This window comes from Tahibacter soli (genome assembly GCF_025717065.2).
Lineage (GTDB): Bacteria > Pseudomonadota > Gammaproteobacteria > Xanthomonadales > Rhodanobacteraceae > Tahibacter > Tahibacter soli.
The window spans coordinates 690,223-717,172 of sequence record NZ_JAOVZO020000003.1 but is presented as its reverse complement, the minus strand read 5'-3'; the positions used below and the strand labels follow the sequence as shown (position 1 = coordinate 717,172).

At 68.5% G+C, this 26,950-nt stretch carries 24 protein-coding genes and 1 pseudogene; 16 read left to right on the top strand and 9 right to left on the bottom strand.

The features are described 5' to 3' along the window. Window positions 1-38 precede the first annotated feature (38 nt). From OD750_RS27485 to OD750_RS05585, 12 genes and pseudogenes are all read left to right on the top strand, one after another. A pseudogene (locus tag OD750_RS27485) lies at window positions 39-848 on the top strand (glycosyltransferase); the annotation flags it as partial. A 504-nt stretch (window positions 849-1,352) separates the two neighbouring features. Continuing rightward, window positions 1,353-3,443, top strand: a complete 2,091-nt coding sequence (locus OD750_RS27480) for a glycosyltransferase (protein WP_425508219.1) — start codon at window positions 1,353-1,355, stop codon at window positions 3,441-3,443. Window positions 3,444-3,659: 216 nt separating this feature from the next. Beyond that, complete coding sequence (gene cysK, locus OD750_RS05630; protein WP_263543285.1) at window positions 3,660-4,613, top strand: cysteine synthase A; 954 nt, start codon at window positions 3,660-3,662, stop codon at window positions 4,611-4,613. Between the two features lie 157 nt (window positions 4,614-4,770). Beyond that, window positions 4,771-5,178 carry a 30S ribosomal protein S6 gene (gene rpsF, locus OD750_RS05625; RefSeq protein ID WP_263543284.1) on the top strand — a complete coding sequence of 136 codons (408 nt, stop codon included), beginning with the start codon at window positions 4,771-4,773 and terminating at the stop codon, window positions 5,176-5,178. A 15-nt stretch (window positions 5,179-5,193) separates the two neighbouring features. After that, complete coding sequence (gene rpsR / locus OD750_RS05620) at window positions 5,194-5,418, top strand: 30S ribosomal protein S18 (RefSeq protein WP_263543283.1); 225 nt, start codon at window positions 5,194-5,196, stop codon at window positions 5,416-5,418. A gap of 224 nt (window positions 5,419-5,642) precedes the next feature. Then, window positions 5,643-6,092, top strand: coding sequence for a 50S ribosomal protein L9 (gene rplI / locus OD750_RS05615; protein ID WP_263543282.1), 450 nt, complete (start codon window positions 5,643-5,645; stop codon window positions 6,090-6,092). 181 nt (window positions 6,093-6,273) lie between these two features. Further along, on the top strand, window positions 6,274-7,662 hold the full coding sequence (locus OD750_RS05610; RefSeq protein WP_263543281.1) for a replicative DNA helicase: 1,389 nt from the start codon (window positions 6,274-6,276) through the stop codon (window positions 7,660-7,662). A 27-nt stretch (window positions 7,663-7,689) separates the two neighbouring features. Then, window positions 7,690-8,772 (top strand): alanine racemase, encoded by a 1,083-nt coding sequence (gene alr, locus OD750_RS05605; protein ID WP_263543280.1) that lies wholly within the window; start codon window positions 7,690-7,692, stop codon window positions 8,770-8,772. A 128-nt stretch (window positions 8,773-8,900) separates the two neighbouring features. Further along, window positions 8,901-10,292 carry a DNA repair protein RadA gene (gene radA, locus OD750_RS05600; protein WP_263543279.1) on the top strand — a complete coding sequence of 464 codons (1,392 nt, stop codon included), beginning with the start codon at window positions 8,901-8,903 and terminating at the stop codon, window positions 10,290-10,292. A gap of 60 nt (window positions 10,293-10,352) precedes the next feature. Continuing rightward, window positions 10,353-11,063, top strand: coding sequence for a hypothetical protein (locus tag OD750_RS05595; protein WP_263543278.1), 711 nt, complete (start codon window positions 10,353-10,355; stop codon window positions 11,061-11,063). Then, window positions 11,060-11,560, top strand: a complete 501-nt coding sequence (locus OD750_RS05590; RefSeq protein WP_263543277.1) for an RNA polymerase sigma factor — start codon at window positions 11,060-11,062, stop codon at window positions 11,558-11,560. The genes OD750_RS05595 and OD750_RS05590 overlap by 4 nt, the downstream gene beginning before the upstream one ends. After that, the gene (locus tag OD750_RS05585) at window positions 11,557-12,114 is read left to right on the top strand and encodes a hypothetical protein (RefSeq protein WP_263543276.1); all 558 of its coding nucleotides are present in this window, start codon (window positions 11,557-11,559) and stop codon (window positions 12,112-12,114) included. The genes OD750_RS05590 and OD750_RS05585 overlap by 4 nt, the downstream gene beginning before the upstream one ends. Here the strand turns inward: OD750_RS05585 and OD750_RS05580 are convergent. The 4 genes from OD750_RS05580 to OD750_RS05565 all read right to left on the bottom strand — a co-directional run bounded on the left by OD750_RS05580 (window position 12,111) and on the right by OD750_RS05565 (window position 17,360). Continuing rightward, window positions 12,111-13,166, bottom strand: a complete 1,056-nt coding sequence (locus tag OD750_RS05580) for a 2-oxoacid:ferredoxin oxidoreductase subunit beta (protein ID WP_263543275.1) — start codon at window positions 13,164-13,166, stop codon at window positions 12,111-12,113. The genes OD750_RS05585 and OD750_RS05580 overlap by 4 nt on opposite strands. A 183-nt stretch (window positions 13,167-13,349) precedes the next feature. Continuing rightward, entirely contained in the window at window positions 13,350-13,631 is a 282-nt protein-coding gene (locus OD750_RS05575; RefSeq protein ID WP_263543274.1) for a hypothetical protein, read from the bottom strand. Between the two features lie 3 nt (window positions 13,632-13,634). Next, window positions 13,635-15,491, bottom strand: a complete 1,857-nt coding sequence (locus OD750_RS05570) for a 2-oxoacid:acceptor oxidoreductase subunit alpha (RefSeq protein ID WP_263543273.1) — start codon at window positions 15,489-15,491, stop codon at window positions 13,635-13,637. A gap of 45 nt (window positions 15,492-15,536) precedes the next feature. Further along, window positions 15,537-17,360, bottom strand: a complete 1,824-nt coding sequence (locus tag OD750_RS05565) for an FAD-dependent oxidoreductase (protein ID WP_263543272.1) — start codon at window positions 17,358-17,360, stop codon at window positions 15,537-15,539. Window positions 17,361-17,549: 189 nt separating this feature from the next. Here OD750_RS05565 and OD750_RS05560 point away from each other — a divergent pair, with 189 nt between their 5' ends. Next, window positions 17,550-18,626 carry an aromatic ring-hydroxylating oxygenase subunit alpha gene (locus OD750_RS05560; RefSeq protein ID WP_263543271.1) on the top strand — a complete coding sequence of 359 codons (1,077 nt, stop codon included), beginning with the start codon at window positions 17,550-17,552 and terminating at the stop codon, window positions 18,624-18,626. Continuing rightward, on the top strand, window positions 18,623-19,924 hold the full coding sequence (locus OD750_RS05555) for an amino acid permease (RefSeq protein WP_263543270.1): 1,302 nt from the start codon (window positions 18,623-18,625) through the stop codon (window positions 19,922-19,924). Before OD750_RS05560 ends, OD750_RS05555 begins: the two co-directional genes overlap by 4 nt. Here OD750_RS05555 and OD750_RS05550 read toward each other — a convergent pair. Continuing rightward, entirely contained in the window at window positions 19,918-20,499 is a 582-nt protein-coding gene (locus tag OD750_RS05550) for a CAP domain-containing protein (RefSeq protein ID WP_263543269.1), read from the bottom strand. The genes OD750_RS05555 and OD750_RS05550 overlap by 7 nt on opposite strands. 82 nt (window positions 20,500-20,581) lie before the next feature. Here OD750_RS05550 and OD750_RS05545 point away from each other — a divergent pair, with 82 nt between their 5' ends. Together OD750_RS05545 and OD750_RS05540 are read left to right on the top strand one after the other, a co-directional pair. Further along, the gene (locus OD750_RS05545; protein ID WP_425508209.1) at window positions 20,582-21,301 is read left to right on the top strand and encodes a YceH family protein; all 720 of its coding nucleotides are present in this window, start codon (window positions 20,582-20,584) and stop codon (window positions 21,299-21,301) included. 142 nt (window positions 21,302-21,443) lie between these two features. Next, window positions 21,444-21,716: a PsiF family protein gene (locus OD750_RS05540; protein ID WP_263543267.1), complete on the top strand. Its 273-nt coding sequence runs from the start codon at window positions 21,444-21,446 to the stop codon at window positions 21,714-21,716. Window positions 21,717-21,766: 50 nt separating this feature from the next. Here OD750_RS05540 and OD750_RS05535 read toward each other — a convergent pair whose 3' ends face one another. From OD750_RS05535 to OD750_RS05520, 4 genes are all read right to left on the bottom strand, one after another. Then, window positions 21,767-23,986 carry a winged helix-turn-helix domain-containing protein gene (locus tag OD750_RS05535; RefSeq protein ID WP_272841802.1) on the bottom strand — a complete coding sequence of 740 codons (2,220 nt, stop codon included), beginning with the start codon at window positions 23,984-23,986 and terminating at the stop codon, window positions 21,767-21,769. A 182-nt stretch (window positions 23,987-24,168) separates the two neighbouring features. After that, on the bottom strand, window positions 24,169-25,131 hold the full coding sequence (gene pip / locus OD750_RS05530) for a prolyl aminopeptidase (RefSeq protein ID WP_263543265.1): 963 nt from the start codon (window positions 25,129-25,131) through the stop codon (window positions 24,169-24,171). A 32-nt stretch (window positions 25,132-25,163) separates the two neighbouring features. Continuing rightward, window positions 25,164-25,775: a hypothetical protein gene (locus OD750_RS05525; protein WP_263543264.1), complete on the bottom strand. Its 612-nt coding sequence runs from the start codon at window positions 25,773-25,775 to the stop codon at window positions 25,164-25,166. Window positions 25,776-25,789: 14 nt separating this feature from the next. Continuing rightward, window positions 25,790-26,731, bottom strand: coding sequence for a helix-turn-helix domain-containing protein (locus OD750_RS05520; RefSeq protein ID WP_263543263.1), 942 nt, complete (start codon window positions 26,729-26,731; stop codon window positions 25,790-25,792). Window positions 26,732-26,950: the final 219 nt, after the last annotated feature.

The window sequence follows — 26,950 nt, the reverse complement described above, 5'->3', positions numbered from 1 at the left end:
TCGACGCGATCGTCGCCGAACAGGCGGTCGACGCGGTGATGGTGTCGTCGCTGATCGGCCACAGTCTCGACGCGCTGCGTTCGGGCCTGCCGACCGTCGTCGTCGCGCACGACTGCTATCCGTTGTGGCCGATCCTGCATCGCGACTTCGGCGATGCGAAGCTCGCATTCGACGACGCGCAGCGCGCCGGCGACCTCGCCGCGGCCGACGGCGAGTTCGAATTCGCCGAACGCGATCCGGCGCATTGGCGCGCGCTGCGCGACGGCTACGTGCAGGCGCTGCTCGCCGCATCGGCGCGGATCGTCGCGCCGAGCCGCAGCGCGCTCGCGAACGTGCTGCGGCTCGCACCCGAACTGCGCGCGCTGACGTCGGACGTCGTCGCCCACGGCATCGCCGCGTGGCCGCCGCGCGAAGCGGTCGCGCCGCGCGCGCCGCGCGCGCGCCTGCGCCTCGTCGTGCCGGGCCGCGTGCGTCGCGGCAAGGGCGCCGAACTGCTGCTCGCCGCGCTGCCGGCACTGCGCGAACACGCCGATCTCTTTCTCGTCGGCGCCGGCGCCGAAGCGCAGGCGTTTTTCGGCGAGCGCAACGTGCACGTGCTGCTCAACTACCGGCGCGACGAACTGCCGGCGCTCGTCGACACGCTGGCGCCCGACGCCGCGCTGATCCTGCCGACCGTCGCCGAAACGTTCAGCTACACGCTGTCGGAGTGCCTGAGCCTGGGCCTGCCGGTGATCGCGACGCGCGTCGGCGCGCTCGCCGAGCGCCTGCATGACGGCGTCGACGGTTTTCTGGTCGAACCCGACGCCGCGGCGATCGCCGCGCGCGTCGCGGCGCTGGCCGCGTCGCGCGAATCGCTCGCGGCCGTGCGCGCGCATCTGGCGACGTTGCCCGTGCGCGACGTTGCGGCGATGGCGGCCGACTACGCGGCGGTGCTTCCCGCACGCGCACTCGCGCGCGTCGCGCAGGCGCGGCCGGCCGCGACGGAACTGCTGCAGCTCTTCGCGCTGCGCGGCGAACTCGACGCCCAGCGCGCGCGCGCTGCGACGCTCGCGCGCACCGTGCGCGAGCAGTCGGCCGAACTCGACGCACGCGCCGAATGGGCGATCGGTCTGGAGCGCGAGCAACGCACGACGCTGGTCGCGCTGCAGGCGCAGGAAAGCGAAAACCGCGAGCTGCGCAACGACTACGAAGAACGCGGCCGCTGGCTCAAGAGCCTGTTGCAGGTCGAAGAGGATTTCGCCGAACGCACGCGCTGGGCGCTGGCGCTCAAGGAAGAACTCGATCTCGCCTACGGCAGCATTTCGTGGCGCATCACGCGCCCGCTGCGCTACGCCAAGCGCAAGTTCAAGGGGCTGCGCGCGCGCCTGGCGTTCTACCGCTCGCGCCTCGTCAACGGCTGGCGCCGCACGCGCGGCAGCATCGCGCGGCGCGGCCTCGCCGGCACGTTCCGCCGCGCGCTCAAGGAGTTCGCGCGCGCCAAGGTGCCGACGGTCGCGGTCGCGGGCCTGCCCGAGGACGACGGCGAGGTGTTCGCCGTGCCGACGAGCGCGACGCCGCGCGTGTCGATCGTGATCCCGGTCTACAACAAGATCGTCTACACCGTCGCCTGCCTGCGCAGCCTCGCCGAGCATGCGGGCGCGACGTCGTTCGAAACGATCGTCGTCGACGACTGCTCGACCGACGATACGCAGCGCCGCCTCGAAGACGTCGACGGCGTGCGCGCGATCCGCAACGCGCAGAACCTCGGCTTCGTCGGTTCGTGCAACGCCGGCGCCGCCGCCGCGCGCGGCGAATTCGTGCTGTTCCTCAACAACGACACCGTGGTCACGCCGGGCTGGCTCGACACGCTCGTCGCCGTGTTCGCCGAGGAACCCGACGCCGGCCTCGTCGGCGCGAAACTCGTGTATCCCGACGGGCGTCTGCAGGAATCCGGCGGCATCGTGTTCAACGACGGCTCGGGCTGGAACTACGGCCGTTTCGACGATCCGGCCGACCCGCGCTACAACTTCCGCCGCGAGGCCGACTACTGCTCGGGCGCCGCGATCGTGCTACGCCGCGAACTGTTCGAACGGCTCGGCGGCTTCGATCAGCGCTACGCGCCGGCGTACTACGAGGACACCGATCTCGCGTTCGCCGTGCGCAAGGCGGGGCTCAAGGTGTTCGTCGAGCCGCGCGCGACCGTGATCCACTTCGAAGGCGTCACCGCCGGCACCGACACGGCCGGCACCGGCATGAAGCGCTTCCAGACGATCAACCACGCGAAATTCCTGGAAAAGTGGAAGGATGAACTTTCGCGCCAGCCGGCGCCGATCGACGACGCGGCGAAGGCGCCGCGCGCCGCGACGTTCCGCGCGGGCAAGCGCATCCTGATCGTCGACGCGTGCACGCCGACGCCGGACCAGGATTCGGGTTCGCTGCGCATGGTCAATCTCATGCGCCTGATGCGCGCGCTCGGCTGGCAGGTGACGTTCTTCGCCGAAAACCGGCTCTACCTCGACCGCTACACGCCGGCGCTGCAGGCGCTCGGCGTCGAAGCGCTGTACGCGCCCTACCTGACCGATGCGGTGCGGCTGTTCCGCCAGCGCGGCGACGAGTTCGACGCGATCTTGCTGTCGCGCCACTACATCGCGATCAACTATCTCGGCCTTGCGCGCCTGTACGCGCCGCGCGCGACGCTGATCTTCGACACGGTCGACCTGCACTACCTGCGCGAACAGCGCGCCGCGAAGCTCGAAAACAGCGCCGACCTCCTGCGTCGCGCCGAAACGACGCGCGCGCAGGAATTGAAACTCATCCGCGAATGCGACGTGACGCTCGTGGTCAGCCCGGTCGAGCGCGACCTGCTCGCGCGCGAGCTGCCGCAGGCGCGCGTGGAGATTCTTTCCAATGTGCACGAAGTGTTCGGCTGCCGGCGCCCGTTCGGCGAGCGCAAGGACATCGTCTTCGTCGGCAGCTTCATGCATCCGCCGAACGAAGACGCCGTGCTGTGGTTCGGCCGCGACGTGTTTCCCGCGATCCGCGCGGCGCTGCCGGGCGTGCGCTTCCACGTGATCGGCCAGCCTCCGCCCGAAGGCGTGCTCGCGCTCGCGGCCGACGACTTCGTCGTGCACGGCTTCGTCGAAGATCTCGAACCGTTCATGGACGGCTGCCGCGTGTCGGTCGCGCCGCTGCGCTACGGCGCCGGCGTCAAGGGCAAGGTGAACATGGCGATGAGCTACGGCCTGCCGGTGGTCGCGACGCCGTCCGCGGTCGAAGGCATGCACATCGCCGAAGGCTCGGACGTGCTCGTGGCGACCGACGCTGCGGCGTTCGCCGCCGACGTCGTGCGCCTGTACGGCGACGAGGCGCTGTGGAACACGCTGTCGGCGAACGGCCTCGCCAACGTCGAACGGCATTTTTCGTTCGACGCGGCGAAGCGGGCGCTCGCGCGCATCGTGCGGTAACGCCGGCGGCGCGGCGCCAGTGTTTCGACCCACAGGTTTTCAAACGTAAGATTCCGGATGGATTTCGCCGCGAGACTAGGCGCGCCGAGGAGTCGTACGGGCAGTACGGCGACGAGGCGCAACGACGTATCGCGGTGAAAGACACCGGAATGTTTGGAAACTTGTGGGTTGGAACACTAGAGTAATCTTCAGATCTCGCCGCGAACGGAGCCCGCCATGATCTACGCGAACATCCTCGAAACGGTCGGCCGCACGCCGATCGTGCGCATCAACCGCCTCGCGCCGGCCGGCGTCGAGATGTACGTCAAGCTCGAAGCGTTCAACCCGATGTCGTCGGTGAAGGACCGCCTCGCGCTCGCGATCGTGCTCGACGCCGAAGCGAAGGGTCTCCTCAAACCCGGCCAGATGATCGTCGAGGCGACCTCGGGCAATACCGGCATCGCACTCGCGATGGTCTGCGCGGCGAAGGGCTACCAGTTCGTCTCGTTCATGGTCGAGACGTTCTCGATCGAGCGGCGCAAGATCATGCGCGCGCTCGGCGCGAAGGTGCTGCTGACGCCGGCCGCCGAGCGCGGCAGCGGCATGGTCAGGCGCGCCGAAGAATTCGCCGCGAAGCACGGCGCGTTTCTCGCCAGGCAGTTCGAGAACGAGGCGAACCCGGCGTATCACCGCAACACGACCGGCCCGGAAATCCTGCAGGACTTCGCCGGCCGCCGCCTCGACGCGTTCGTGACCGGCTGGGGCACCGGCGGCACGCTGACCGGCGCCGGAGAAATGATCCGGCTGGCGCGGCCCGAGGTCGAGATCGTCGTGACCGAGCCGGCCGGCGCGTCGCTGCTATCGGGCGCCGAGTGGAAGCCGCACAAGATCCAGGGCTGGACGCCCGATTTCGTCCCGGCGGTGCTCAAGCGCGACGTGGCGCATCGAATCGTGCCGGTCGACGACGTGACGGCCCGCGACACGGCGCGGCAACTCGCTGCCGAAGAAGGCATTTTCTGCGGCATTTCGGCCGGCGGCACGTTCGCCGCGGCGCTGGAGGTCGCGAAATCGGCGCCCGAGGGCGCGGTGATCCTCGCGATGCTGCCCGACACCGGTGAACGCTACCTGTCGACGTTCCTGTTCGAGGGCGTCAACGAGGGCTCCGACGACGAGTGGCTGGCGACCCTGTAAATCAACGAGTTGCGCCAACCCCCAGTTGCGCCGGACGCCCCGGCTCCCGTAGAATGCGCGCCCCTTCCTGCCGTCCCGGCGGGAAGGCCTTGCCTTACCGCGCCGCGGGAGGCTGCGCGACGAGCCCGCCTCGTCCGTCATCCACAAGGGAGTCACCATGCGTCATTATGAAATCGTGTTCCTGGTCCATCCCGACCAGAGCGAACAGGTGCCCGCCATGATCGAGCGTTACAAGACGCTGATCGAAGGCGACAAGGGCGCCATCCACCGTCTGGAAGACTGGGGCCGCCGCCAGCTGGCCTACCCGATCCAGAACCTCGCCAAGGCGCACTACGTTCTGATGAACATCGAGTGCAGCCAGTCGGTCCTCGCCGAACTCGAGTCCGGCTTCCGCTTCAACGACGCCGTGCTGCGCCACCTCATCCTGGTGCGCGACGAGTCCGTGACGGAACAGTCGTTCATCATGAAGACGAAGGACGAGAAGAACGGCGAACGCCGTCGTCGCGACGACGACGAGGGCGGTTTCGGTGGCGGCAACGATTCCAACGATGCCGAAGCGGCCTAAGGTCAGGAGCACATCATGTCGAAGTTTTTCCGTCGCAAGAAGTTCTGCCGTTTCACCGCCGAAGGCACCGTCGAGATCGACTACAAGGATCTCAACACGCTGCGCCAGTACATCGGCGAAACGGGCAAGATCGTCCCGAGCCGCATCACCGGCACGAAGGCGAAGTACCAGCGCCAGCTGACGACCGCGATCAATCGCGCTCGCTTCCTCTCGCTGCTGCCGTACTGCGACAACCACTGATTCGTCAACGCGCTTGAGCCCTTTCCCCCGACGCCGTCGGGGAAAGGGTCGGGTGAGGGGGCGACGCATCGCACTTCGTCGACGTCGACGAAGAACACGGCGTCGCCCCCTCACCCTGCCCTCTCCCCAAGCAAGCTTGGGGGAGAGGGTTCGAAAGCTTCTTGTCCAATCGGACAGCAAACCGCTGCACCGTCGTCGACGGTGCTAACGACTGGAGCAATACCGTGGAACTTATCCTTCTGCAGAAAGTGAAAAATCTCGGCGCGCTCGGCGACAAGGTCAAGGTGAAGCCGGGTTACGGCCGCAACTTCCTCGTCCCGCAGGGCAAGGCCGTCGCCGCCACCGCCGAGAACGTCGCGCAGTTCGAACAGCGCCGCGCCGAGTTCGAAGCGAAGGCGAACCAGGTCCTGTCCGGCGCCGAAGCGCGCAAGGCCGCCCTCGAAGGCGCGTCCGTCACGATCGGCGCGAACGCGAGCCCGGAAGGCAAGCTGTTCGGCTCGGTCGGCCCGCGCGACATCGCCGAGGCGTTCACCGCCGCCGGCAAGCCGCTGGAAAAGTCGGAAGTCGTCATGGGCGAAGGCCCGATCCGTCACATCGGCGAATTCGAAGTGCACGTGCACCTGCACGCCGACGTGCACACGACCGTCAAGGTTGTGGTCACGAACGAAGGCTGATCGCACCGCCAGCAATACCGCGACGGGCGCCGCAGGGCGCCCGTCGCGTTTTCACAGCTTCCACGCGGCCTGCGCACAAGTTATCCACAGCCACGCCACAGTTTGTTGTCTCGACAACTGAGACGAGGCTGCGCATGATCGTGCGAGGCGTCCCGACGCCACTGCAGCGAGCCCGCATTCCATGTCCGCCTCCGCCGAACGCAAAACCACGCAGCGGGTCGATGCGCTGCGCGTCCCCCCGCATTCGATCGACGCCGAACAGGCCGTGCTCGGCGGCCTCATGCTGTCGCCCGAAGCGTGGGACCGCGTCGCCGACCGTCTCAACGAAGACGACTTCTACCGCAAGGATCACCGCCTGATCTTTCGCGCGATCACCGAGCTTTCGAACAAGAGCCTGCCGTGCGACGCGGTCACGCTCGGCGAATGGTTCGAATCGCAGGGCATCTCCGAACTCGTCGGCGGCACCGCTTACGTGCTGCAGCTCGCCAACACCACGCCGAGCGCCGCGAACATCACCGCGTACTGCGACATCGTGCGCGAGAAGTCGGTGCTGCGGCAGCTGATCGACGCGGGCACCGAAATCGTCGGCGACGGCTTCGCACCGGAAGGCCGCAGCGTCCAGGAAATCCTCGAAGCGGCCGAGCAGCGCGTGTTCCATATCGCCGAAGCCGGCGCGCGCGGACGACAGGGTTTCGTGTCGATGCGCTCGGCGGTCAAGGAAGCGTTCCAGATCCTGCACAGCCGCTTCGAGAACAAGGGCAGCGTCACCGGCATTCCGACCGGTTTCACCGACCTCGACGAAATGACCGCCGGCCTGCAGCCGTCCGACCTCATCATCGTCGCGGCGCGACCGGCGATGGGCAAGACCGCGTTCTCGCTCAACATGGCCGAGAACGCCGCGATGCGCACGAAGAAGGCCGTCGCCGTGTTCTCGATGGAAATGTCGGCCTCGCAGCTCGCGTTCCGTCTCATCTCGTCGGTCGGCCGCATCAACCAGCAGCATCTGCGCAACGGCGACATCCAGGAAGAGGAATGGCCGCGCGTCACCTCGGCGATCACGCTGCTCTCCGAGGCCAAGATCTTCATCGACGACACGCCGGCGCTGTCGCCGTCGGAACTGCGCGCGCGCTGCCGGCGCCTGAAGCGCGAGCACGACCTCGGTCTCATCGTGATCGACTACCTCCAGCTCATGCAGGTGCCCGGCAATCGCGAGAACCGTGCCACCGAAATTTCAGAAATTTCGCGCAACTTGAAGGCGCTCGCCAAGGAACTGCATGTGCCGGTGATCGCGCTGTCGCAGCTCAACCGCTCGCTCGAACAGCGCGCCGACAAGCGTCCCGTGATGGCCGACCTGCGCGAATCGGGCGCCATCGAGCAGGACGCCGACGTCATCATGTTCATCTACCGCGACGAGTACTACAACCAGGATTCGCCGGACAAGGGCCTCGCCGAAATCATCATCGGCAAGCAGCGCTCGGGTCCGACCGGCAGCGTCAAGCTGACGTTCCTGGGGCAATATACAAAATTTGAAAATTACGCTTCGGACAATTATCTCGGCTCGTACGAATAACGCCCGGAGCCCGTGCCCGGAGTCCGCGTGAGCCGCACCGCCGTCGCAACGATCCATCTATCCGCGCTGCGCGCGAACCTCGCGCGCGTGCGCAGCCTCGCGCAAGGCGCGAACGTGATGGCCGTGATCAAGGCCGACGGCTACGGCCACGGCCTCGAACGCGTCGCCCGTACGCTGGCCGACGCCGATGCGTTCGGCGTCGCCGCGATCGCCGACGGACAGCGCCTGCGCGCGGCCGGGCACCGCCAGCGCATCGTCGTTCTCTCCGGCCCCGACGAGGCGGCCGATCTCGCCGAAATGCGCCGGTTGAAACTCGACGCGGTGATTCACCACGACGCGCAGATCGCCTGGCTCGAAGCCGACCGCGACGCGCGGCCGCTGCGCGTATGGCTCAAGATCGACACCGGCATGCACCGCCTCGGCTTCGCGCCGCACGACGCGCTCGCCGCGCACGCGCGCCTGACGGCGCTCGCCTCCGTCGACCGCGACATCGTGCTGATGACGCATTTCTCGTCTTCCGACGAATTCGACAATGCGGTGACCGCCGAACAGATCGCGCGCTTCGAGGCGGTCGCTGCCCGCCTGCCCGGCGCTCGCTGCCTGTCGAACTCGGCGGGCGTGCTCGGCTGGCCCGCCGCGCGCGGCGACTGGGTGCGCACCGGCGGCCTGCTGTACGGCCTTTCGGTCGTCGACGGCAAGTGCGGCGAGGATTTCGGCTTCGCACCGGCCATGACGCTGTCGACGCGCCTGATCGCCGTCAACCGCATCACCAAGGGCGAACGCGTCGGCTACGCCGGCACGTGGACCGCGCCGGCCGACATGCCGGTCGGCGTCGTCGCGATCGGCTACGGCGACGGCTATCCGCGCAGCGCCGCGAGCGGCACGCCGGTGCTTCTGGGCGAGCGCCTCGCGCGAATCGTCGGACGCGTGTCGATGGATCTCGTCACGATCGACCTGCGCGACGTGCCCGACGCGCGGGTCGGCGACCGTGCGATCCTGTGGGGCCGCGGACTGCCGATCGAAACGGTCGCCGCGCACGCCGGCACGATTGCATACGACCTCACCTGCGGCATGACGCGGCGCGTGCTGTTCGTCGAGGATGCCGGTTGACGAGAACGGCGCAAGCCTGGCTTGCGCGCCTTCGCTGTCTCTCGACGGCCGGCGGCGATACGCCCGCGTCTCACCGCGTGGGACGCGAACGTTTAGACTTCCGCGCGATTCCCCGCGCGAGACCTTCCATGGCCAAGGCCAAAACGGCGTACGTCTGCAACGAATGCGGCGCCGAGCACAGCAAGTGGCAGGGCCAGTGCACCGATTGCGGCGCGTGGAACACCCTCAGCGAAATCGTGCTGCAACCGGCGGCGAAGGCGGCCGGCGCGCAGCGCCGCGCGGGCTATGCCGGCGAAACGGCGCAGATCCGCATCCAGTCGCTCGCCGACGTCGCGCAGAACGTCGAGTCGCGCACGTCGATCGGCATCGGCGAACTCGATCGCGTGCTCGGCGGCGGCCTCGTCGAAGGTTCGGTCGTCCTGATCGGCGGCGATCCCGGCATCGGCAAGTCGACGCTGCTCTTGCAGATGCTCGGTTCGCTCGGCACGCGACTGTCGGGCCTCTACGTCACCGGCGAGGAATCGGTCGCGCAGGTCGCCGCGCGCGCGCAGCGCCTGTCGCTCGCGCTCGAACCGCTGCGCTGCCTGCCCGAAACGTGCATCGAACGCATCATCGAACACGTGGCGAAAGACAAGCCGAACGTGCTCGTCGTCGACTCGATCCAGACGATCTGGACCGAGCTTCTGACCGCAGCGCCCGGCTCGGTCAGCCAGGTGCGCGAATCGGCCGCCAAGCTCACGCGCTTTGCCAAGGAATCGGGCACGAGCGTGTTTCTCGTCGGCCACGTGACCAAGGAAGGCGGCATCGCGGGACCGCGCGTGCTCGAGCACATGGTCGACGCGGTGCTGTACTTCGAAGGCGAATCGGGCAGCCGTTTCCGCGTGCTGCGCGCGTTCAAGAACCGCTTCGGCGCGGTCAACGAACTCGGCGTCTTCGCGATGTCGGACAAGGGCCTGCGCGAAGTGCCGAATCCGTCGGCGATCTTCCTGTCGGCGCACGCGGGCCCGACGCCCGGCAGCGCGGTGATGGTCACGCGCGAGGGCACGAGGCCGCTCCTCGTCGAAGTGCAGGCGCTGGTCGATCAGTCGCCGCTGGCCAATCCGCGGCGCGTCGCGCTCGGCCTCGAACAGAACCGGCTCGCGATGCTGCTCGCGGTGCTGCACCGCCACGGCGGCGCGGCGGTGTACGACCAGGACGTGTTCGTCAACGTCGTCGGCGGCATTCGCGTGCAGGAAACCGCGGCCGACCTGCCGGTGCTGCTGTCGGTGCTGTCGAGCTTTCGCGACCGCGCGCTGCCGGACAAGCTCGTCGCGTTCGGCGAAGTGGGCCTGTCGGGCGAAATCCGCCCGGTGCCGAACGGCGAGGAACGCCTGAAGGAAGCCGCGACGCACGGCTTCCTGCGCGCGATCGTGCCGAAGGCGAACGCGCCGAAAAAAGGCAAAATCGGCGAAATGGAAGTTGTCGGCGTCGAGCGGCTCGGCGACGCGCTCGATGCGGTGGTGGCGTTCAACCGCGAATAGGCATGTCAGGTTTTTCGCGGTCGCTTCGTCTGTACCGGCACACAAGCCAAGGAGACGATCATGACCACGCTGGTTCAACCTGCCCTCGACACCCCGCAAACCAACCACTGGAAGCGTTTCGGACACTGGTCCGGCGAGGCGTGGCGGCTGTTTCGCCGCGCGCCGCTGCGCTTCGTGCTGCTCGCGGCGCTGCCGCTCTTCGTCGAAGCCATCATCCAGGCGGTGCCGCGCGTCGGCATCGTGCTGTCGAAATGCCTCGTGCCGGTCGTCGGCATGTGGGTGCTGTGCATGATCGACGCGAAGGCGCGCGGCGACCGGTTCGCGCCGGGCGCCGCGCTGCGCGCAATCGCGGAACGGCCACTGCACGTCGTCGCGTACGCGGCGATCGCGCTCGTCGTGTTCGCGTTCCAGCTCGGTGCGGCCGCGATCGTCGGCGGCGTCGACCAGGCCATCGCGCTCGCGACCGGCAACGTCGCCGAGCTGCATTTTTCCCGCCGCGAATTCGCGCTGATCCTTGCCGGCGGCGCCCTGCCCGCGGTGCTGACGATGTTCGCGGTTCCGCGCATCGCGCTGACGAACGACCGTGTCGTCGACGCGCTCGGCGAAGGGCTCGCGTTCCTCCTGCGCAACGGAAAGCCGGTCGCCGTGTACACTTTGTGCACGCTGGAACTGACAGCGCTCATGGTCGCGCAACCGCTCGTGGCCATCGTCGTGCTGCCGTGGTTCAGCCTGATCGCCTACACGGCCTGGCGCGACGTCGCGGCCGCGTGAACGCCGCGCCCGGCATCGAGGCGACGCTGCGCGAGCACGCCGGCATGCTGGCGCGAATCGCCGCGGGCTATGCATCGAACCGTGCCGCGCGCGACGATCTGCTGCAGGAAATGAGCGTCGCCGTGTGGAAGGCGCTGCCGGCCTGGCGCGGCGACGGATCGCTCAAGGCGTTCGTCGCGCGCGTCGCGCAGTACGCGGCGCTCGACGGCTGCCGGCGCGACGCGCAGGCGCCGACCGACGACATCGACGACGTCGATGTCGTCGCGACCGCCGCCGTGCCGGACGAGGCGGCGCACATCGAGCAGCGCCGCGAGCGTCTCGCCGCGGCGATCCGGCAACTGCCGCTCGGACAGCGCGAATGCGTGCTGCTCGTGCTCGAAGGTTTCACGAGCGCCGAAATCGCGAACGTCGTCGGCGTCGGCGTCAATACGGTGGATCGGCGATTGAGTCGCGCACGCGCGGCCCTGCGCGAACGGCTGCGGGAGGACGAACGATGAGCGGCGACGACTGGGGCGACCTTGCAACGACGTGGACCTCGGCGCCGGCCCCGGCCGCCGACACGCTGCTGCGCGAAATCCGCCGGCTGCAGCGGCGGCGGCGCCTGCTGTTCGCGCTGGAACTGGCCGCGACGATCGCCACGCTCGGACTCGTCGCGTTCATCTGGTTCAACCTGCCCGTCGAACGCGTCGAAGGGCGCCGCTGGCTCGCTGCCGCGGCGGCGCTGGCGATCGGCGGACAATCCGTGCACTGGTGGCTGCGCCGCCGCTACGCGCTGTTTTCGGCACCGGCGGCGAACGTCGTCGCACTGATCGACCAACGCATCCGCGCCGAGCGCTACGTGCTCGCGCAGCTCGGCGCCGGTACCGCGCTGTGCGTCGTCGTGCTGTTCGTCGCGCGCGCGCTGTTGCCGTCGGCCGATCCGGTCAAGCTGCTGCTCGGCGCCGTCGCGCCGACGCTCGCGTCGTTCGTCTGGGCGCTGTGGCGCGCGCGGCGCGCGGCGCGCGCACTCGAGCGTCTGCGGGCCGAGCGCGACGCGCTCGGCGACGGCTAACGCAGCGACGCGTTGATCTTGTCGAGCACCGCGGCGCCCGGCGACAGCTCGCGCGCGCCGAGCGTATTGAACGGGCGCGCGTCGGTCGAAAGGTGCGCGTGCAGGTCTTCCGATTCGGCGTCGACGTAAAGCAGGCCGGTGACGACCTCGCCCTGCGCCTGGCGCTGCTGCACGATGTTCATCGCGGCGATCCGGTCGCGCGGATCGTAGCCGGCGTCGAGCTTGCGCAAGCGCAGCACCGAACCGTCGTGCTGCTCGACTTCGACGAGTTCGCCCTCGCCGTAGTCGACGGCGATTTCCTCGCGCGTCGGAATCACGTCGAGACGGTTGACCGCGTCGTTGTGCGCGCGCACGTACTCGTAGCTCTTGGTGCTGCCGGCGTGGTTGTTGAACGCGACGCAGGGGCTGATGACGTCGAGGAATGCCGCGCCGCGGTGCGCGATCGCGCCCTTGATCAGCGGCACGAGCTGCTGCTTGTCGCCCGAGAAGCTGCGGCCGACGTAGGTGGCGCCGAGCTGCAGCGCGAGGCCGACCATGTCGATCGGACTGTCGGCGTTGACGACGCCGCGCTTGGACGTCGAGCCCTGGTCGGCGGTCGCCGAGAACTGGCCCTTGGTCAGGCCGTACACGCCGTTGTTCTCGACGATATAGACCATGTTCACGCCGCGCCGGATCGCGTGCACGAACTGGCCGATGCCGATCGACGCCGAATCGCCGTCGCCGGAAACGCCGAGGTACAAGAGGTCGCGATTGGCGAGGTTCGCGCCGGTCAGCACCGACGGCATGCGGCCGTGCACCGTGTTGAAGCCGTGCGACTGGCCGAGGAAGTAGTCCGGCGTCTTCGAACTGCAGCCGATGCCCGAAAGCTTGGCGATGCGATGCGGTTCGACCGCGAGTTCCCAGCACGCCTGGATGATCGCGGCCGAAATCGAGTCGTGGCCGCAGCCGGCGCACAAGGTGGAAATCTTGCCCTCGTAGTCGCGGCGCGTGTAGCACAGCGAATTCTGCGGCAGCGTCGGGTGGTGCAGTTTGGGTTTGGCGACGTAGGTCATTCGATCACCTCGAGTCGTGCGACTCCCTCTCCCCCAAGCTTGCTTGGGGGAGAGGGATGGGGTGAGGGGGATGCGTCCGGCGCTGCGTCGCGCTCGACGAAGTGGGAAGCGCCGCCCCCTCACCCCAGCCCTCTCCCCCGACGACGTCGGGGGAGAGGGAGATAAAGCGCGGCAGCATTTGCATCATTGTTCATTCCTGCGCAACGGCGGCAGATTGATCGCATAGGCCAGCAGGCATACCGCCATCGCGAGCCCGGCAAGCTGCCACACGGCCAAGTAGATGTCGCGGATCGCCTCGTTCTGCATCGCGAGGCCGAAACCCAGGCGCATCGCGAGCGTGACCGCCTCGGCGATCAAAGCGCCGAGGATCCACGGCGACTGCGTGCGAATGAAGATCACGACGAACGCGAGCAGCAGGATGATGCCGACGAAAGCCGAAAGGAGGTTCGCCACCGATCCGCCCATCGCCTAGCCTCCGACTCGCGCCGCGCCGACGCCGTTGCCCTGTGCGCGACCGCCGGCCGAGCGCACGCGTTCGGAAATCGCGCGCGCGATGAAGCGTGCGGTGATCGGCGTGCCGTCGTAGTGCAGCACCGGCACGAGCCGCGCCGGGTCGATGCCGAACTCGTTGACGACGAGGCTGCGCAGCTGCGCGTCGCGGTTCTGTTCGACGACGAACACGGTGTCGTGCGCGTCGATGAATTCGCGCACCGATTCGGGAAACGGAAACGCGCGCAGGCGCAGCGTGTCGAGGTGCACGCCTTCGCGTTCGAGCGCGTCGATCGCCTCGGCCATCGCGGGGCTCGTCGAGCCGTAGTACAGCGCGCCGCAGCGCGCCTTCTGCTTCGCCGCGCGCGCGACCGGCTGCGGCACGAGCGAGCGCGCCGTGTCGAACTTGTTGAGCAGGCGTTCCATATTGTAAATGTAGTCGGGTCCGCGCTCGGAATAGCGCGCGTACGGATCGCGCGACGTGCCGCGCGTGAAATAGCTGCCGCGCGTGGGATGCGTGCCGGGATACGTGCGATACGGCACGCCGTCGCCGTCGACGTCCTTGTAGCGGCCGAAATCCTTGCCCGCTTCGAGTTCGGCGTGCGTCATCACCTTGCCGCGGTCGTATTCGCGCGCGTCGTCCCAGCGGAACGGCTCGCACAGGCGCTGGTTCATGCCGATGTCGAGGTCGGTCAGCACGAACACCGGCGTCTGCAAGCGATCGGCAAGATCCAGCGCCGCCGCCGAAAACTCGAAGCACTCGGCCGGATCTTCCGGAAACAGCAGCACGTGCTTGGTGTCGCCGTGCGACGCGTACGCGCACGCGAGCACGTCGGACTGCTGCGTGCGCGTCGGCATGCCGGTCGACGGACCGCCGCGCTGCACGTCGATGATCGTGACCGGGATTTCGGCGAAGTACGCGAGGCCGATGAATTCGGTCATCAGCGACACGCCCGGCCCCGACGTCGCCGTGAACGCGCGCGCGCCGTTCCAGCCGGCGCCGACGACCATGCCGATCGACGCGATTTCGTCCTCGGCCTGGATGATCGCGAACTTGTTCGTGCCGGTTTGCGCGTCGACGCGATACTTCATGCAGTACTTCTGGAAAGCCTCGGCAACCGACGACGACGGCGTGATCGGATACCACGCGCACACCGTCGCGCCGCCGTAGATGCAGCCGAGCGCAGCGGCCGCGTTGCCGTCGACGAAGATGCGTTCGCCGACCGCGTCGGCGCGCTCCACGCGCACGCCGAGCGGATGCGCGAGGTGCTCCGTCGCGTAGTCGCGGCCGAGATGGAACGCCTGCTTGTTCGCGTCGAGCAGTTTCTCTTTGCCCTTGTACTGTTCGGCGAGCAGCGTTTCGACGACCGCGGGCTCGATGTCGAGCAGCACCGACAGCGCGCCGATGTACATGATGTTCTTGAACAGCTGCCGCTGCCGCGCCTCGGAATAGGTGCGGTTGCAGATGTCGGTCAGCGGCACGCCGAGCACGGTCACGTCGTCGCGGAACTTCGACTTCGGCAGCGGCTTGGTCGAGTCGTAGAACAGATAGCCGCCCGGTTCGATCTCCTTGAGGTCGCCGTCCCACGTCTGCGGATTCATCGCGACCATGAGGTCGACGCCGCCGCGCCGGCCGAGCCAGCCGCGCGCGTTGACGCGCACTTCGTACCAGGTCGGCAGGCCCTGGATGTTCGACGGAAAGATGTTGCGCGGGCTGACCGGCACGCCCATGCGCAGGATCGCCTTGGCGAACAATTCGTTCGCCGAGGCCGAACCGGAACCGTTGACGTTGGCGAACTTGACGACGAAATCGTTGACGGCAGAAATCGGGGCCATTCGTTCAACTCCGACGCCGCTGCGGACGAATGATGCGACGAGCCATTACGCGGCCTCCTTGCGGGCGGACTTGCCGCGGCAGCTCGGCCCGGCCTGCGTCAGGTCGATCAGGTATTTGTGCATGTCCCACGCGCCGGTCGGACAGCGCTCGGCGCACAGGCCGCAGTGCAGGCACACGTCCTCGTCCTTCACCATGACGCGGCCGGTCTTGAGTTCGCCCGAGACGTACAGGTCCTGCGTCAGGTTCAGCGCCGGCGCGGTCAGGTGCTGGCGCAGCTGCGATTCTTCGCCGTTGGCCGTGAAGCTGATGCAGTCCATCGGGCAGATGTCGACGCACGCGTCGCATTCGATGCACACCTTGTCGGTGAACACCGTCTGCACGTCGCAGTTGAGGCAGCGCTGCGTCTCCTTCCACGCGGTCGCAGGATCGAAGCCGAGTTCGACTTCGACCTTGATGCTCGCGAGCGTCGTCTCGCTCGCGGCCCACGGCACCTTGTGCCGGTCTTCCGGCGACACTTCGTTGTCGTAGCTCCACTCGTGGATGCCCATCTTCTGCGACAGCACGTTGACGGTCGGCGGCGGGCGCTCGCTCACGTCTTCGCCGTTGAGCAGCTTGTCGATCGACACCGCGGCGTCGTGGCCGTGCGCGACGGCCCAGATGATGTTCTTCGGGCCGAACGCCGCGTCGCCGCCGAAGAACACATGCGGCAGGCTCGACTGCATCGTCGTCTTGTCGACGACCGGCATGTTCCATTCGTCGAACGCGAGGCCGGCGTCGCGCTCGATCCACGGAAACGCGTTCTCCTGGCCGACGGCGATCAGCACGTCGTCGCATTCGACGACGACGTCGGGTTCGCCGGTCGGCACGAGCTGGCGGCGGCCCTTCGCGTCGCGCTCGGCGCGCACGCGTTCGAACCGCATCGCGACGAGCCTGCCGTCCTCGTGCACGAATGCTTTCGGCACGTGGTAGTCGAGGATCGGGATGCCTTCGTGCTGCGCGTCCTCCTTCTCCCACGGCGACGCTTTCATTTCGTCGAAGCCGGAGCGCACGAGCACCTTGACGTCGGTGCCGCCGAGGCGCCGCGCCGAACGGCAGCAGTCCATCGCGGTGTTGCCGCCGCCGAGCACGATCACGCGGCGGCCGATCGCGTCGATGTGGCCGAACGACACCGACGCGAGCCAGTCGATGCCGATATGGATGTTCGCGGCGGCTTCGGCGCGGCCCGGCAGGTCGAGATCGCGACCGCGCGGTGCGCCGCAGCCGACGAAGATCGCGTCGTAGCCTTGCGCGAGCAGCGCCTTGAGCGAGTCGATGCGTTCGCCGGCGCGAAACTCGACGCCGAGATCGAGGATGTAGCCGGTTTCCTCGTCGATCACCGATTCGGGCAGGCGAAAGCGCGGTATCTGCTGGCGGATGAAGCCGCCGGCCTTCGCCTCGCCGTCGAACACGACGACGTGGTAGCCGAGCGGCGCGAGATCGCGCGCGACGGTCAGGGACGCCGGTCCCGCGCCGATGCACGCGACGCGGCGGCCGTTCGGCGCGCCGCGTTTGGGCATGCGCGCGGCGACGTCGCCCTTGTTGTCGGCGGCGACGCGCTTCAGACGGCAGATCGCGACGGGTTCGGGCTTGTCGCCGTTGTTCTCTTCGACGCGACCGCGCCGGCACGCCGGTTCGCACGGCCGGTCGCAGGTGCGGCCGAGCACGCCGGGAAAGACATTCGATTTCCAGTTGACCATGTACGCGTCGGCGTAGCGCCCCGCTGCGATCAACCGGATGTATTCCGGAACCGGCGTATGCGCCGGGCAAGCCCACTGGCAATCGACGACTTTGTGGAAGTAATCGGGAACCCGGATATCGGTGGGACGCACCTTCACCCTCCTCGCCGCATTACATGCAACGAAAGGCTCCTGGCTTGCAACTCCTAGCTGGGAGCCTCGCCATCGACGTCGATGCCTTGCGACGCCGAACTGCCCGAGTCTAGTCCTACGGCGCGCCGAAATGAAAGGAACGCCGCGTCATCACTGACGCGAGCGTACGGAACCGGTAGATTGCGCATCATGACCTTCCGACCCGATCCCGACTGGCTCGCGCCGCAGCCGCTCGCGCAGGCGCGAGCCCTGCCCGCCCCGTTCTACACCGACGCCGCCGCGCTGAACGAGGAACGGCGCCGCATTCTGGCGCGCAGCTGGCAGCTTGTTGCGCACCTGCGCCAGCTCGACGGCAGCGGCGACCACGTCGTCGCCGACGTCGCCGGCGTGCCGATCCTCGTCGTGCGCGGCGACGACGGCGCGCTGCGCGCTTTCCACAATGTCTGCCGCCATCGCGCGGGGCCGCTCGCTCTGTGCGACGGCCGCGGCGCGAAGGCGCTGCGCTGCAAGTATCACGGCTGGACGTATACGCTCGCGGGCCGGCTGCGCAGCGCGCCGGAAATGGGCGACGCCGAAGACTTCGACGTCGCCGCGATCGGCCTGCCCGAAATCGCGGTCGCCGTGTGGCACGGACTCGTGTTCGTCGCGCTCGACGCGGCGCCGCCGCTCGCCGAGGTGCTCGCCGGCATCGACGCGCGGCTGACCGGCCACGATCTCGACGCGTACGCGTTCCACCACCGCGTGAGCTACGAAATCGCGTGCAACTGGAAGGTGTACGTCGACAACTATCTCGAGGGCTATCACGTCCCGCACATCCATCCGGCCCTCAACCGGCTGCTCGACTACCGCAGCTACACGACCGAGCTGGCGCCATGGTATTCGCTGCAATGGAGCCCGATGGAATCGAACGGCAATTTCTACGGCGACGGCGACGCGCTGTACTACTTCGTCTGGCCGAACACGATGCTGAACATCCTGCCGGGCCGCCTGCAGACGAATCGCGTCGTGCCGCTCGCGGTCGACCGCTGCCGCGTCGATTTCGACTACTACTATCCGGCCGGCGACGACGCCGGTCGCGACGAAGCCGAACGACGCGAACGGGACCAGACGTTCAGCGACGAGGTGCAGCAGGAGGACGTCGACATCTGCCTCGCGGTGCAGCGGCGCCTGGGATCGGGCTCATATCTCGCCGGCCGCCTGTGTCCGAAGCGCGAAAGCGGCGTGCACCATTTTCACGAACTCGTGCGACAGGCGTGGCGCGCATGAGCGCCGCCCCGGACGGCGGCGCCGCGCCGAGCATCGGCCTTGCCACCGCGACCGCGCTCGTCGTCGGCAACATGGTCGGTTCGGGCCTGTTCCTGCTGCCGAGTTCCCTCGCGCCGTTCGGCGCCGCGAGCGCGCTCGGCTGGATCATCAGCACGATCGGCGCGCTGCTGCTCGCCGCCGTGTTCGCGCGGCTCGGGCAGCTGCGACCGGCGCTGTCGGGCGGTCCGTACGCGTTCGCGCACGCGGCGTTCGGCGACGGCATCGGTTTTCTCGTCGCGTGGTGCTACTGGATTTCGATCTGGAGCGCCGTGCCGGCGATCGCGATCGCGTTCACCGGGTATGCCGGCTCGCTCGTGCCGGCGCTGACCGCGACGCCGCTGCGCGCGGCCGGCTGTTCCGTTCTGGTCTTGTGGCTTTGTACCGTTTTCAATATTTCCGGACTGCGCACCGCCGGCGGCGTCCAGCTCGTCACGACGCTGGTCAAGGTCGGCGCGCTCGTCGCGTTCGCGATCGTCGGGCTGGCCTGGTTCGGCGGCGACGCGAACGCCGCGCCGCGGCCGTTCAACCCGTCGGGGCAGAGTCTGCTCGGCGTCGCGATGACGACGTCGGCGCTCACGCTGTGGGCGTTTCTCGGCCTCGAAAGCGCGACGGTGCCGGCCGGCGCCGTGCGCGATCCCGCACGCACCGTGCCGCGCGCGACGCTCGTCGGCACCGCGATCGCGATCGTCGTGACGATCGGCGCGTGCAGCGCGGTGATGCGGCTCGTGCCGCCCGAATCGCTCGCGACGTCCGGCGCGCCGTTCGTCGACGCCGTGCGCCTGCTGCTCGGCGACGCGGCCGGCCGCGTCGTCGCGCTCGTCGCGGCGATCACTTGTCTGGGCACGTTGAACGGCTGGGTGATGATGCTCGGCCAGCTGCCGCTCGCGGTCGCGCGCGACGGACTGTTTCCGCCGCTGTTCGCGCAACAGGACGCGAACGGCACGCCGCGCAGCGGCCTGTTGTTCGGCGCGGTGCTCTCGAGCGTGCTCGTCGGCGCGAACTACAGCGCGAGCCTCGTGCACCTCTTCACCTGGGCGATATTGCTGTCGACGGCCGCGTCGCTGCTGCCGTTCCTGATCTGCGCGGCGGCGCTGATGCGCATCGAGCGCGGGCGGCCGTGGATGCTCGCGGTCGCCGCGTTCGCGCTCGTGTACGCCGCATACGCGCTCGTCGGCACCGGTGCCGAAGCGCTGACGTGGGGCGCCGCGCTGCTCGCGGCCGGTCTGCCGCTGTACCTGTGGCAGCGGCGGCGTCAGTAGGGCCGCTGGCCGGTGAAGTTGCCCTGCGGGCTGTACCGGCACACGACGACCGTCCAGTTCGGAAACTGCGCGCCGAACGGCGAGCCGGTGGTGCATTGCTTGAGCGCGCAGCCGACCTGCGTGGTCGCGCGCCAGACCATCTGCGTGTAGTGGCCGCATTGCTGGCCGCTCGCGCAGGTGTTCGCGGCGTAGTTGTAGAACGGGAACTCGTCGGCCCAGCCGAAGTTGTTCGGGTTCGTGATCGCATCGTGCTCGACGTTCGTCGGAAAGCCCGACGACACCGCGCCGCCGTAGAGGTTTTCGCCGAGCCCCGCCGCGCCGCTGTGGCCCCAGGTGCAGGTGTTCGCCCACGTTTGCGCGCCACTCGCGAGCGACGCGCTCCACGTCAGGATGCCGAGCGACGGACTCGCCGCGGGAACGACGGTCTTGCGCGCGCAGTTCTGCAGCCGGAGGTTCACCGCCCAGTTCGCCGGCGCGCCCGCCAGTTCGAGTCCGTCGTTGAACAGGCAGTCCATGAACACCGCCTGCGCCGGTGCCGGCAGCAGGCACAGCAATGCCAGAATCGATCGTTTCATAGCGCCACCTCGAACGTAACTATACGTTCGAGCACGTACCGAGGCGTGAAACGTGTGTCACGTCCCGCAAAAGCGGCCGGGTATGATTAAGGCTTCGTTACTTCTGGAGCGTTCCGTGAGCGACACCGACAGCACCGCCACCCCCGCCCTGCTCGAACCGATCGAGGCGCGCGTTCTGGGCTGCCTCGTCGAAAAGGCGTCGACGACGCCCGAAACGTATCCGCTGACGCTCAACGCCGTCGTCGCGGCGTGCAACCAGAAGTCGAATCGCGATCCGATCCTGGAACTCGAACCCGGCGCGGTCGGCCACGCGCTGCGCCAGCTCGAAGGCAAGCGCCTCGTGGTCGGTTCGCTCTCGGCGCGCGCGTCGCGCTACGAACATCGCATGGACCAGGCGCTCAACATCACGCCGCGCCAGCGCGCGCTGCTCGCGGTGATGATGCTGCGCGGACCGCAGACCGTGTCCGAACTCTTCACGCGCTGCGAGCGCCTCGCGGACTTCGGCGGTCTCGACGACGTGCGCGCGACGCTCGACCGGCTCGCCCAGCGCGAGCCGCCGTTCGCCGTGCGTATCGGACGCGCCGCCGGCCAGCGCGAAGACCGCTACATGCATCTGCTGTGCGGCGAGGTCGCGATCGAGCAGTACGCGCGCAGCGACGCGGCGCCGGTCACCGCCGGCAACGGCAACGGCAACGGCGATCTCGAAGGGCGCATCAGCCAGCTCGAAGCGCTGGTCGACGCGCTGCAGGAACGGCTCGGACTCGTCGAGCAACGTGTCGGCAACGACGTTGACGAGACGTAACACGCGCAGACAGCTTCCAGACACGCGCTCGACACTCGGGCGAGTACACTTTGCGCGCCGGCATCCGGCCGGTCAACGCATCCTCGTGAGGTTAGCCATGAAGCTCGCAAGCACCGTGTTGTTCGCATTGGCGTGTGCGGGAATGTCCGCGTCCGCGCTGGCCGCCGAGAAGAAGGAACTGACGCCGCAGCAGCAGCGCATGAGCGAGTGCAACAAGCAGGCGGAAGGCAAGAAAGGCGACGAGCGCAAGACGTTCATGTCGACCTGCCTCAAAGGCGAAAGCGCCAAGCCGATGACGCAGCAGGAGAAGATGAAAGCCTGCAACACCGAAGCCGCCGGCAAGAAGGGCGACGAGCGCAAGGCGTTCATGTCGACGTGCCTCAAGGGCGACGGCGCCGCCGCGGCGCAGCACTGATCGCATCCCGTTGATCGATCGACGCGCGGCCGCCGCCAACGGCGGTCGCGCTACGTTCCGGGCGGCGGATCGGCGAGCGGCGACAGGTCGAGCAGCATCACGTCGGTGTCGTCGCGCGCCGTCACCGGCACGACGACGCGGGTCGTGTCCTTGTCGAACGTGAAGCTCGCGTCGCTGACCGCCATTTCGATCTGGCGCAGCGCCTTGGGCGGCCCGCCGCTCCACGGCTGCTGGTACAGCACCGGCTTCATGCCGTCGACGCCGAACAGGTAGTACAGCGCGTAGGCGTCGACGCGCCACGCGTTCATGTTCCAGTATTCCAGCGCGTCGCTGACGCGCTCCTCGACGCCGGTCGCCGGATCGAGCGCGTACAGCCCGCGCTGGTTCATGTGCGTGAAGTACACGCGGCCGTCGCCGACGCCGTCGGACACGTTGTACGCGCCGACGTCGGAAAGGCGCCTCGACGTGCGCCGCTCGATCGAGCGCTGCCACAGCTGCCACGGACCGTCGCGATCCGACACGTAGTAGATGCTGCGGCCGTCCGCGGAATAAGTGCCATAGCGCACATTGTCGCCTTCGTCGCTTTCTTGCCGCGTCTGGCCCGAGTCGACGTCGACCGAGAACAGCTCGCTGCGCGCGTTGCCGCGGGCGACGTACAGCACGCGGCGACCGTCCGGCGACCACGCCGGCGCGGTCAGCTCGACGTTCTTGTGGTGCGTGAGCTGGTACGACGTGCGCGCGCCCGGCTCGAACAGCCACAGCTGCGAATCGCCGCCGCGGTTCGACACGAACACGAGCCGGTCGTCGTTCGGCGCGAACGCCGGCCACGCCTCGCTGCGCGTCGACGACGCGATGCCCTCGCCGGCCGCGTCGGTCGCGGCGTCGAAGCGGAAACTTTGCAGGTTCACGTCCGCGTTGTCCTGCTGGAACACCGCGTAGGGCCGGCCGCGGCTGACCGACGGATAGCTCGCGCCGAGCATGCCGAGGCTCGTCAGCTCGCCGCTGTCGACGTCGAGCAGGTACAGCGACTGCTGGCCGTTGTGATCGGACGACACGAGCATGTGGCGGCTGTCGGGCAGCCAGTCGTAGCCGCGCAGCCGCGCGCGCAGGCGCGTGACCTGGCGCACCGCGCCGCCGTCGGCCGACATCACGAAGATGTCGCTGTACGGCACGGCGCCGCGCCGGAACGCGATGCGGCGCCCGTCGGGCGACACGCGCGGCTGGATGTCGGGATGGTTGTCGCTGCGCTGGTATTCGATCGGCGTGACCGAGCCGTCGTCGAGGCTCAGCAGGTGCAGCACCGACGGGCCGGACGCCATGCGCTTGCCGTCTTCGCCCTCGACGCTGCGCGAGCGCGACACGACGAGCGCGCGGCTGTCGCGCATCCAGTCGAAATAGTCGACGAAGCGCGGCGCGCAGCTCGACACTTCGCGCTCGCGCCCGCCGAGCGCGGCGACGACGACGAGGCGGCAGCGGTCGCCGCTCATGCGCAGGAACGCGATCTGCGTGCCGTCGGGCGACCACACCGGATACAGCTCTTCGGCCGCCTCGCCGCGCGAGAGGCGGATCGGCGGCGAGCCGGACAGGCCGCGCAGATAGATGTGCGCGCCTTCGTCGCCGGGATAGTGCGCGGTGTACGCGACCGACGAGCCGTCCGGCGCGATGCTCGGAAACGTTTCGCTGTCGGGTTCGGCGGTGACGGGACGCACCGGCAGCGCGATCTGCACCGCCTGCGGCGCGCGTACGGCGCGCGCGGACACCGGCTGGCGCACGAGCGCCGGCATGACGAATGCGACGAGCGCCAGCGCGACGAGCGTCACCCACAGTATCGCGGGCCGCTGCGGCGGCACCTCGTCGCGCGACGCCGCCGCGGCGGCGGCCGGCGCCTCGTTCGCGCCGGGCGGACCGGGCAGTTGCTCGAGCCATTCGACCGGCGTCAGCAGCCGGTAGCCGACTTTCGGAATCGTTTCGATGTGCCGCGGCAGCTTCGGGTCTTCTTCGATCGCGCGACGCAGTTCGGTGATCGCGTGGGTGAGCACGTCGTCGGTCGGAAACGCGTCGCGCCAGACGACGTCGAGGAGCTCGGTGCGCGTCAGCGGCGCGCCGCCGGCGAGCATCAGCTGGCGCAGAACGGCCATCGCCTTCGGCGTCGGCCGGATCTCGCGCTCGCCGCGCAACAGACGATTGCTGGCCAGATCGATCAGCCAGTCGCCTACGCGTGCAAAGCGCGTCTGATCCTGCGGACGCAAGACTCGAACGTTTGCGCTCACCGCCATCCCTCGTTCCTACCCGATCGAACTGTCTACGCTACCGCCGCTCCGGGTCAACTGCTGCATGGCCCTGTGGACGCCGCTCGGAGACGAAAGGTTGCCTGCGCGCGTCGACACGCAACGCCTGCAACAACGCGTTGCGGCGCCGGTTTGCGCACGTTGCGCCGACCGGCGCTGCGCGCTCAGCGGAAGCGGTCGGTCGCTTCGACGAGTTCGTGCGTGATGCCCGGCTCGTACGCGGAATGGCCCGAATCGGGCACGATGCGCAGGTCGGCCTCGGGCCAGGCGCGGTGCAGGTCCCACGCCGAACGCGGCGGGCAGACGACGTCGTAGCGTCCCTGCACGATCACCGACGGAATGCCGCGCAGACGATGCACGTTCGCGAGCAGCTGGTCGTCGGCTTCGAAGAACCCGCCGTTGACGAAGTAGTGGCATTCGATGCGCGCGAACGCGAGCGCGAATTCGTCTTCGCCGGTCGCGGCGATGTGCTTGGGATCCTGATACAGGAAACTCGTCGCGCCTTCCCATACCGACCAGGCGCGCGCCGCCGCGACGCGCACGTCGCGATCGGGGCTGGTCAGGCGGCGGTGATACGCGCTCATGAGGTCGCCGCGCTCGACCGCCGGAATCTGCGCCAGGTACTCTTCCCACACGTCCGGGAACATCGCGCTGCAGCCTTCCTGGTAGAACCATTCGAGCTCGCTGCGGCGCAGCAGGAAGATGCCGCGCAGCACCAGCTCGGTCACGCGCGTCGGATGCGTTTGCGCGTACGCGAGCGCGAGCGTCGAACCCCACGAACCGCCGAACACCTGCCAGCGCTCGATGCCGAGCGTTTCGCGCAGGCGTTCGATGTCGGCGACGAGATGCCAGGTGGTGTTGTCGGTCAGCTCGGCGTGCGGCGTCGAGCGCCCGCAGCCGCGCTGATCGAACAGCACGATGCGATAGTGGGCGGGATCGAAGAAGCGGCGCGAATTGCCGTTGCAGCCGGCGCCGGGACCGCCGTGCAGGAACACGACCGGCTTGCCGTCCGGGTTTCCACATTGCTCGTAGTACACCATGTGCAGGTCGGAAACCTGCAGGTAGCCGGTGTCGTACGGTTCGATCTCGGGGTACAGCCCGCGCCGGGGCGACGTCGTCGGATTCATACGGGGACCGCGTTGTGGCGAGACCCCGCAGTCTACCAGTTGCTCTTGTTCTCGCTGCCGTCCGGGCGCTTGCAGATGAGCTCCGTGTTCAAGAACTCGCGGCCGTTCGGCGCACGCGCATACGTGCGCGCGCTCGTGCGGTTGTCGTCGAGCCACTGCCATTCCAGCCGCCGCGGCGGCTCGCCGCCTTCCGTCGCCGGCTGCATCTGCACGCGGCCGGTCAGGTGGCGCAGATCCGGCGCGAGTTCGCCGTCGAGCGTCATGCGCCGGTCGGGCGTCGACGCATCGAAGCCGGACAGGAGGATGTGCATCGTCTCGGGATCGACGCTGATCATGTTCAGGCCGACGTGCACCGATTCGCCATTGCGCAGCACCGCGTAGATGCTCTCCTGCAGGAAGTTGCCCTTGAGCGCCCACTCGAACCGCCGCTTCTGCGGCGTTTCGACCATGCGTTCGTGGAAGCGGTCGTCCCACGTGCGCAGATTGCAGTCCCAGTTGCCGATCAGCGGCTGGGCGAACGACTTGAACGCCGTGCGCGAATCCTGCGCGATGCGCGGATCGCCGGCGTGCGCGGCGCCGCCGATGACGAGTGCCGCCGCCAATGCCAGCCGGGCAGATCCGATCGAGCCTTGACGATGGTTCATGACTTCCCGTTGCTTCATGCCGCACCCGGCAGCGAAATGTACCCCACACGCTGCGTCGCGCCCAAGCTGCCGAACGCGCGCGTGACCGAACTTCTGGCCTGCAGCATGGCCTGGCGGCGCAGGCGCGTGGCCGGCGTGCCGAACTGCTGCTTGAACAGCCGCGCGAACGCGCAGCGGTTGATGAAGCCCAGACGCTGCGCGATCGTCCCGATCGGCACCGTCGTTTCGACGACCATGCGCCGTGCGCGCAGCATGCGCTGCTGCACGAGATAGCGGTGCGGCGACGCGCCGAACACGCGATGGAACAACCGCAGGAAATGCGACGGCGACAGGCTGGCCACCTGCGCGAGCGCGGCGAGGTCGAGCGGTACGGCCTGGCCGTGATCGATCAGGTGCTTGGCGCGCAGCAGGCGCGCGTACAACTGGCGGCGATGGCGTTCGCTGCGGCCCGGGCAGTGTTCGAGCGCTTCGCCGAGCGCGAGCTGACGGCGCGCGAGGAGGCCCAGCACCAGGTCGAGCGAGGCATGCAGGTCGGCGCCGATGTCGGCGGTCGCCTGCGCCATGCGCGTCAGCGCACCGGCGAGTTCGTGATCCTGCGTGAAGAACGCGGGCAGCGGCTGCACGGAAGCGCGGCCCTTGCCGGTCGCCGGCGCGAGCCACAGCATCAGCACGCGCGCGTCGCCCGACGTGCACGGTTCGATGCGCAGGCCGCTGCCGCCCTCGGTGAGCATCACGTCGCCGCCGGCGACTTCGACGGCGCAGCCCCGATTGCCGACCAGCACCTTGCCGCGCAGCGCGACGCACAGCGCCGGCGGGCTGAAGTTCCAGGCCTGCGCGGTGCGCAGTTCGCCGACCCAGACGATCGCGCGCGGCCCGAAGCGTTCGAGGTAGTCCTCGCGATCGCGCCAGTTCGGAAAGCTGTCGGTCCCGTCGGTACGCCAGTGCATGCAGTTCATGACCCTCTCCCGGTGGTGTGTGGCCGCATCGTGTTCGCGGCCGTCGGGGGAGTCCTGAACGCGGGGCGAGATCGTGGCGAAAACCGCAACATCGCCAGGCGAGGTTTCGGCGAAATCTCGCCGAGGCTTTGCAAATCAGACGTTTAGAGACGCGTTTTCGCCGCCCCTGCGGTTCCGCGCAACGTTCGCGCCGATCGGCACGAACGTACGCGATCGCCC

What these genes read in the sequence shown, in the direction of transcription:
- OD750_RS05550 (WP_263543269.1), bottom strand. Translation starts at nt 20,499, where the DNA reads ATGAAACGATCGATTCTGGCATTGCTGTGCCTGCTGCCGGCACCGGCG.
- OD750_RS05570 (WP_263543273.1), bottom strand. Translation starts at nt 15,491, where the DNA reads ATGGCCCCGATTTCTGCCGTCAACGATTTCGTCGTCAAGTTCGCCAAC.
- OD750_RS05575 (WP_263543274.1), bottom strand. Translation starts at nt 13,631, where the DNA reads ATGGGCGGATCGGTGGCGAACCTCCTTTCGGCTTTCGTCGGCATCATC.
- OD750_RS05595 (WP_263543278.1), top strand. Translation starts at nt 10,353, where the DNA reads ATGACCACGCTGGTTCAACCTGCCCTCGACACCCCGCAAACCAACCAC.
- OD750_RS05560 (WP_263543271.1), top strand. Translation starts at nt 17,550, where the DNA reads ATGACCTTCCGACCCGATCCCGACTGGCTCGCGCCGCAGCCGCTCGCG.
- cysK (WP_263543285.1), top strand. Translation starts at nt 3,660, where the DNA reads ATGATCTACGCGAACATCCTCGAAACGGTCGGCCGCACGCCGATCGTG.
- OD750_RS05520 (WP_263543263.1), bottom strand. Translation starts at nt 26,731, where the DNA reads ATGAACTGCATGCACTGGCGTACCGACGGGACCGACAGCTTTCCGAAC.
- rpsR (WP_263543283.1), top strand. Translation starts at nt 5,194, where the DNA reads ATGTCGAAGTTTTTCCGTCGCAAGAAGTTCTGCCGTTTCACCGCCGAA.
- OD750_RS05610 (WP_263543281.1), top strand. Translation starts at nt 6,274, where the DNA reads ATGTCCGCCTCCGCCGAACGCAAAACCACGCAGCGGGTCGATGCGCTG.
- OD750_RS05580 (WP_263543275.1), bottom strand. Translation starts at nt 13,166, where the DNA reads ATGACCTACGTCGCCAAACCCAAACTGCACCACCCGACGCTGCCGCAG.
- pip (WP_263543265.1), bottom strand. Translation starts at nt 25,131, where the DNA reads ATGAATCCGACGACGTCGCCCCGGCGCGGGCTGTACCCCGAGATCGAA.
- OD750_RS05525 (WP_263543264.1), bottom strand. Translation starts at nt 25,775, where the DNA reads ATGAACCATCGTCAAGGCTCGATCGGATCTGCCCGGCTGGCATTGGCG.
- OD750_RS05555 (WP_263543270.1), top strand. Translation starts at nt 18,623, where the DNA reads ATGAGCGCCGCCCCGGACGGCGGCGCCGCGCCGAGCATCGGCCTTGCC.
- radA (WP_263543279.1), top strand. Translation starts at nt 8,901, where the DNA reads ATGGCCAAGGCCAAAACGGCGTACGTCTGCAACGAATGCGGCGCCGAG.
- rpsF (WP_263543284.1), top strand. Translation starts at nt 4,771, where the DNA reads ATGCGTCATTATGAAATCGTGTTCCTGGTCCATCCCGACCAGAGCGAA.
- OD750_RS05540 (WP_263543267.1), top strand. Translation starts at nt 21,444, where the DNA reads ATGTCCGCGTCCGCGCTGGCCGCCGAGAAGAAGGAACTGACGCCGCAG.
- OD750_RS05585 (WP_263543276.1), top strand. Translation starts at nt 11,557, where the DNA reads ATGAGCGGCGACGACTGGGGCGACCTTGCAACGACGTGGACCTCGGCG.
- OD750_RS05545 (WP_425508209.1), top strand. Translation starts at nt 20,582, where the DNA reads ATGATTAAGGCTTCGTTACTTCTGGAGCGTTCCGTGAGCGACACCGAC.